Origin of the sequence: Flavobacterium sp., from assembly GCF_049590715.1 — a bacterium.
Classification (GTDB): Bacteria; Bacteroidota; Bacteroidia; order Flavobacteriales; family Flavobacteriaceae; genus Flavobacterium.
The window spans coordinates 1-6,480 of sequence record NZ_JBAWDL010000177.1; the positions used below are offsets into that span (position 1 = coordinate 1).

Here is a 6,480-nt window from a genome sequence, read left to right on the forward strand (position 1 = left end):
AGAAGAGTTGCCAGCAGCCATTACCGAAGCTTTAAAAGTAGCTTATCCAACAGCAGTTTTGGAAAAAGCATATGTTAATGCCGACAAAAAATACAAATTAGATGTCACTGTAGGTGATAAAAAAGGAAACCTTTTTGCAGACGAAAACGGAAAATGGATTCAATAACAAATAGTTAAAAAAAATAAAAATCAATAAATAAAGAAATTATGAAAAAGTTAATCTTATCAGCAGCAATCGTTTTAGGAAGTTTAACCGCTTTTGCAGTAACTCCTGTACACACACCACTAACTCAAATTTCAGTAACGCAAGATGATTTTGCAGAAATTGGAGCAGACAAATTGCCAGAAGCAGTTGTTAAAGCAACCGAAAAAGCATATCCTGGAGCAACAATTGTGAAAGCATATATGAATCAAGAAAATCAATACAAATTAGATCTAACAGTCAAAGACCAAACGGCTACTGTTTATGCAGATGCCGATGGGAACTGGATCACTAAATAAAGTTTGTTTTTTTAATACCATTGATGATTGAGTGGTATGATGAAAGAGCGATTGTTTTTATAACAATTGCTCTTTTTTTTTGCATAATATTATGAGAATACTATTTTAATAACTTTATTTTAGCAGTAAAGTTTTAAAAATAATGAAGACGATTTTATTAATTGAGGATGATGTTTCATTTTGCAAACTATTAGAAAAATTTCTAATAAAAAATGGGTATGAAATAACAACAGCTTTTTCAGCAGATGAAGCTCGTCATAAAATCAAAACGACGCCGTACGATCTTGTTATTACTGATTTGAGGTTACCTGATGCTGATGGTATTGTGCTAATGTCTGAAATTAAAACGCAATTTCCGGATATTCCAGTGATCTTAATGACTGGTTATTCTGATGTGACAACGGCTGTAAAAGCCATCAAAAACGGCGCTACGGATTATATCTCCAAACCTTTTAATCCTGAAGAAGTACTCTTAGTTATTACCAATGCTTTACAAGAAGCTAATGATCTTTCTGTTCCAAAAGCAACTTCAAAACCTAAAAAAGAATCCAATAAGTCAAATATACCTGAATTTGTCAAAGGAATTTCAAAAGCTTCATTGCAACTAGCAGAATATATAGAATTAGTTGGACCCACCAATATGTCGGTTTTAATCATTGGTGATAGTGGGACAGGAAAGGAAGTTATTGCCAAAAAAATACACCAAAGCAGCTCTCGCAGTACCAATAATTTCATTGCTGTAGATTGTGGTGCTATTCCAAAAGAATTAGCAGCAAGTGAATTTTTTGGACATATTAAAGGATCATTCACTGGGGCAATTAATGATAAAATTGGCTTTTTTGAAGCCGCTAATAATGGAACAATTTTTCTTGACGAAATAGGAAATCTTTCTTATGAAAATCAAATACAATTGTTGCGTGCTTTGCAAGAACGTAAAATCAAACCCGTTGGGAGTAACAAGGAAATAGCAGTCGATATACGGATTATTGCTGCAACAAATGAAGATTTACGTGAAGCTGTCAAAAATGGAGATTTTAGAGAAGATTTGTACCACCGAATTAATGAGTTTTCCATCCACTCTCCATCCTTGGCTGAAAGAGAAGCTGACTTGATGATTTTTGCTGATTTCTTCCTTGAAAAAGCGAATGACGAATTGAATAAAGCAGTGATTGGTTTTTCACCCGAGGTAACGACTGTTTTTCAAAAATACCGTTGGCCAGGAAACCTTCGTGAGTTGAAAAACTGTGTCAAGCGAGCCACTCTTTTAACCAAAGGAGATTTTATAGAAAAAAACAGCTTACCTGTCGAATTTTTTCTAGAACAAGAAACTGCTGAGCCCCTTAATTTATCTTTGTCTAAAAATGAAAAAGACACCATTTTAGACGCTCTAGATCAAACGGATAACAATAAATCCGAAGCGGCTAAATTACTTCAAATTACACGCAAAACTCTGTATAACAAGCTGAAGCGTTACGGAATCGATTAATTAATTTCTTTTTTTAAGGATTCAAAAAGGATTATTATTTTTTGTTTTACAGCTCCAAAAAGGATTTCTATTTCTTTTTTAGTAAGCTCTTTTAATTCTAATTGATCTAAAATTGTGCTGATTTCAACCGCCTGAATCTGCTTGAACATGGGATTCATTTTATGTGCCGTGTTTTTAATTTGGTTGTTGTTTTCATCAACAATTGCTTGTTCCATCATTGCTAAATTTTCATTTGTATTCATCATAAATGACTGAATAATTTCTTTTAACGACTCCTTCTCATCTGAGAAAAAAGCTTTGATGTTTGTTAAGTTGTAGGTTTCATTTGGCTTTTTGGGCTGAATCCCAACGGTAGTTTCGATAACCTCTTCATGATTTAAAATTGCTTTTAAGTTTTGAATTAATGTCGTAGGCGAATAGGGTTTGCGTATCACAGTGGTGAATCCAATTTTTTTATAAACATCTAAATCCAAATCATGTTTCCCTGTAATGGCTATTACTGCTTGATTTTGATAATATGGGCTTCGTTGTTTTTGTAATTTTCTGATAAAAGTCAAACCGTCCATTACGGGCATTTGAATATCGGTTGTAATACAATCAAAGGGATTGTTTTTTATCCATTCTAAAGCTTCTGTTGCCAAAGTAAAAGGAATGGGTATAAACTGATTTTGTTTTAATACTTCGGTAGTTAGTTTTAATAAATCGACATCATCGTCAATAACCACAATCGTATATTGAGATTTCAGATGAGGTGCTAAATCAGGTTTAGGATTAAAAGTGGTGTCAAATACCAGTGGAATTTCTATTTTGAAAATACTTCCTTTTCCTAATTCACTACTCATACTCAAATCGCCTCCTAAAATATGAGCAATTTTTTTAGAAATCGTAAGACCTAATCCAGTCCCTCCATATTTTTTTTCGATTTGATCATTGGCTTGAGTGAACTCCTCAAAAATCAATTCCTGACTTTGTTTCGCAATCCCTATTCCTGAATCTTCAATAAGAATAGTAATCATTTTCGAATGAGAATCTACTGAAGCTATAATTTTTATAAATCCACTCTCGGTAAATTTGTACGCATTTCCAATAATATTAGTTATAATTTGTCTGAGACGAAAAGGATCACCAATGATATTTTGATTTAATTCAGATGCAATCTCTAGCACAAGGTCAATAGGTTTATTTTGATGAACGGATGCTATACTTTCAGCTACTTCAGTAATGATTTTAGGTAATGAAAAAGATGTTTTTTCAACACTGATTTTCCCAGCTTCAATTTGGGTAAAGTCTAATAAATCTTGAACTAATTGTGAAATGTAATTCGATGATCCTTTGACATTATTGATAAAATGTTGTTGCTTACTGTTTAGATCCGTGTTGTGTAGCAATTCAGTATACCCAATGATTGTGCTCAAAGGTGTTTTTAAATCATGACTGACAGTTGCAATGAGTTGTTCTCGGCTGTGGAGGATTTTTTGAGTATTTACATTCGCTTTTTCTAGTTGTTTTTTATATAGTTGACTTTTTGAAAAATCATTTAATATAATTACCAAGAATAATAAAGCGAGCAAAAGTCCAATGATAGCCGCCGTAGTTACTATTTGATTGGTTTTTCCAAGTGATTTTTCTCTATCTAAATAACTTTTGGTAGAATTTTTTATGATTTCATTTTCAATGACTGACAGTACTTTTTGTAATTGTTCAGATATAGAAAATTCGTTTTTAATGAGTTCGTTTTCCTCATTGCTGATTAATTTCTTTTTTTGTGCTGTTTTGATTTTTACATCATTCAGTAATTTTTTAGAAACCATCAAAATTGAATCTGATGCTCTTTTGCTCAAGGTGTTTGAACTATCATCTGGAATGTTTTGGTTTAGATAATTGATATATTTTTTTAAAACATTACGTTGATACCCGCCCATTTCTTCTGGATATTTTACAAAATCTTCCAGTTCCAGTTTGCGCAATGAAGCTTCCATTTTAGTTAAGTCAACAATTGCTTTTTTTACGGCAACCTCATCTTCTGTTTTGTTTTTAATAGCAATTAATTTTTCAATATTTTTTGTTTTTTTATTCAATAGAATCTTAACACTATCGAGTAATTTGATTTGGGAATCAGTAGATACATGTTTTTTTAAAGTATCAATGGAGGTATATAAAGTAATGCTTTTGTCTAAATAGGTTTTGAAATCAGTATTATTATTGGACTGAATGGCTACCCGAGCTAAGTTCTCGGTCTTGTTAATTTGAGTTAGTAAATTGCTGACTTTTAGGATGGCACTACTCTCAGAGGCATTTTCTTTTTGGTTATTGGCAAAATTTTTATTTTCAGTATATAAAAACCAACCCACGCTTATAAAAAGTGCGATTATAAGCAAATATCCAACAAGGAATTTTACAGGAATGTTATTTTTTTTGTGCATTCTCAAAGATAAAAATTAGAAGAATAGACGGCTACTCTTTTGAAAGATTTTATGTTTTCTTTAAGTTTATTTTGCAAGATTAGAATTGATTGTATCTTTGATACTTATTAACATTGTGGATTGAAGGAACTCATTTAATATTAAAGCCCCAATCCCGTCAGCCAAAATAATATAGTACGTTTTTAAAAAAGATACAATTAAAGAATGGGAATAAAAGTAACACCAAAGAAAACGGCTAAAACGCCACCAAAAAAGCAAAAAGCTAGTCCACAAACAAGTAAAATCAAACTTTTTCTTTTAAAGCTAGTTTTGTGGTTTTTTGGGATTACTATATTTTTTGTTGTAGTATTCAAATTTGTACCTGTTCCATTGACGCCACTGATGATCATTCGTATTATTGAAAATAAAACGTCAGGGAAAGAAGCAATTTTTAGTCATGACTGGGAGCCTATTGAAAATATTTCGATGAATTTACAAAAAGCCGTAATTGCTAGTGAGGACGGCCTTTTTTTAAAACACAATGGATTTGATTTTAGCGCTATGCAAAAAGCCTATAAAAACAACGAACGTGGCCGAAAAATTAAAGGTGGAAGTACCATCTCACAACAAACTGCTAAGAATGTTTTTTTATGGCAAGGACGTAGTTACCTCCGAAAAGGTTTAGAAGCTTATTTTACGGTCTTAATTGAACTCATTTGGGGCAAAGAACGCATCATGGAAGTCTATCTTAATAGCATCGAAATGGGGGATGGAATTTATGGAGCCGAAGCCGCTACACAATATTGGTATCGAAAAGACTGTACTAGTTTAACGCCTATTCAAGCCGCTGGAATTGCAGCAATACTACCTAATCCGCGAAAATTTAAAGCAACCAGTTCGTCATCTTATATTAATGGTCGAAAATCTAAAATCGTTAGGGTAATGAAAACGGTAGGTACTGTTAAATATTGATTACAGGAATTATTTTAAATCCATTTTAGGATTAAGTCTAATAAAGTAAATTTTTGTTTGGTATAATATATTCTTTCTACAAGAAAAAATCCCAAACTCCATTATAAAATTGGAGTTTAGGATTTAAATATTGTGATTTCCTGACGTTTGGAATTTAGACTTTTTTATATTGCAAGTCCCATACCCATAACTGGCTATCCTACCAAATTAATAATTTTACCAGGAACGATAATCACCTTATTTGGTGTTCTACCATCTAATTGTTTTTGAGTTCTTTCATCTTTCATGACGATTTCCTCGATTTGATCTTTGGTTAAATCTAAAGGCAATGTCAATGTAAAACGCATTTTTCCGTTGAAAGAAACGGGGTATTCTTTTTCAGATTCTACTAAATGTTTTTCTTCGAATTTCGGAAAAGCAACAGTAGCAATCGAACCTTCATGCCCTAAAGCCGACCATAATTCCTCGGCGATATGTGGCGCATACGACGAAATCACAATCGCCAATGGCTCTAGAATAGCACGAGAATGACAACCTTGAGTTGATAATTCATTCACACAAATCATAAACTGTGAAACAGACGTATTAAATGAGAAATTCTCAATATCATCAGCCACTTTTTTGATGGTTTTGTGTAATGATTTTAAGTTGTCTTTGGTTGGTGCATCATTGGTAACAATCAAACCATTTTCGTCATAATACAAACGCCATAGTTTTTTTAAGAAACCAAAAACTCCCGAAATTCCAGCCGTATTCCAAGGTTTCGCTTGTTCCAATGGCCCTAAGAACATTTCATACAAACGCAAGGTATCGGCTCCGTATTCGTCACAAATATTATCTGGAGTTACTACATTGTATTTCGATTTTGACATTTTTTCAACTTCGCGAGAAACTAAATATTTGCCGTTTTCTTCAGTTATAAAAACTGCATCTTTATATTCCTCTCTTGAGTTTTTAAATTTTTCAATATCTAATTCATCAGAAGAATTAACAAATGAAACATCAGTATGAATTGGCTGAACTGCTTGTTCTTCAATTTTATTTTTAGAGACAAAAGTATTTGTTCCTTCTAGACGGTACACAAACGCACTAGTCCCCAAAATCATCCCCTGATTAATC

Annotated in this window: 5 protein-coding genes; 3 read left to right on the forward strand and 2 right to left on the reverse strand. The window is 32.6% G+C overall.

Annotated features, from left to right (window positions below; translation table 11 throughout):
* Nucleotides 1–207 precede the first annotated feature (207 nt).
* Together WBQ70_RS08125 and WBQ70_RS08130 are read left to right on the forward strand one after the other, a co-directional pair.
* Nucleotides 208–501: a hypothetical protein gene (locus tag WBQ70_RS08125; RefSeq protein WP_423912733.1), complete on the forward strand. Its 294-nt coding sequence runs from the start codon at nucleotides 208–210 to the stop codon at nucleotides 499–501.
* A 142-nt stretch (nucleotides 502–643) separates the two neighbouring features.
* Complete coding sequence (locus WBQ70_RS08130; protein WP_423912736.1) at nucleotides 644–1,987, forward strand: sigma-54-dependent transcriptional regulator; 1,344 nt, start codon at nucleotides 644–646, stop codon at nucleotides 1,985–1,987.
* On the opposite strand, the gene WBQ70_RS08135 is transcribed toward WBQ70_RS08130, so the two are convergent.
* Nucleotides 1,984–4,410, reverse strand: a complete 2,427-nt coding sequence (locus WBQ70_RS08135) for an ATP-binding protein (RefSeq protein WP_423912737.1) — start codon at nucleotides 4,408–4,410, stop codon at nucleotides 1,984–1,986. The genes WBQ70_RS08130 and WBQ70_RS08135 overlap by 4 nt on opposite strands.
* Nucleotides 4,411–4,614: 204 nt before the next feature.
* Here WBQ70_RS08135 and mtgA point away from each other — a divergent pair, with 204 nt between their 5' ends.
* Entirely contained in the window at nucleotides 4,615–5,361 is a 747-nt protein-coding gene (gene mtgA, locus WBQ70_RS08140) for a monofunctional biosynthetic peptidoglycan transglycosylase (protein WP_423912738.1), read from the forward strand.
* 194 nt (nucleotides 5,362–5,555) lie between these two features.
* Here mtgA and WBQ70_RS08145 read toward each other — a convergent pair.
* Nucleotides 5,556–6,480, reverse strand: a 925-nt coding sequence (locus WBQ70_RS08145) for a class I tRNA ligase family protein (protein ID WP_423912740.1), incomplete at its 5' end; no start/stop codon positions are given.

Excerpts from the sequence above, each read along its gene's own strand:
- WBQ70_RS08130 (WP_423912736.1), top strand. The coding sequence starts at position 644 with ATGAAGACGATTTTATTAATTGAGGATGATGTTTCATTTTGCAAACTA.
- WBQ70_RS08135 (WP_423912737.1), bottom strand. The coding sequence starts at position 4,410 with ATGCACAAAAAAAATAACATTCCTGTAAAATTCCTTGTTGGATATTTG.
- mtgA (WP_423912738.1), top strand. The coding sequence starts at position 4,615 with ATGGGAATAAAAGTAACACCAAAGAAAACGGCTAAAACGCCACCAAAA.
- WBQ70_RS08125 (WP_423912733.1), top strand. The coding sequence starts at position 208 with ATGAAAAAGTTAATCTTATCAGCAGCAATCGTTTTAGGAAGTTTAACC.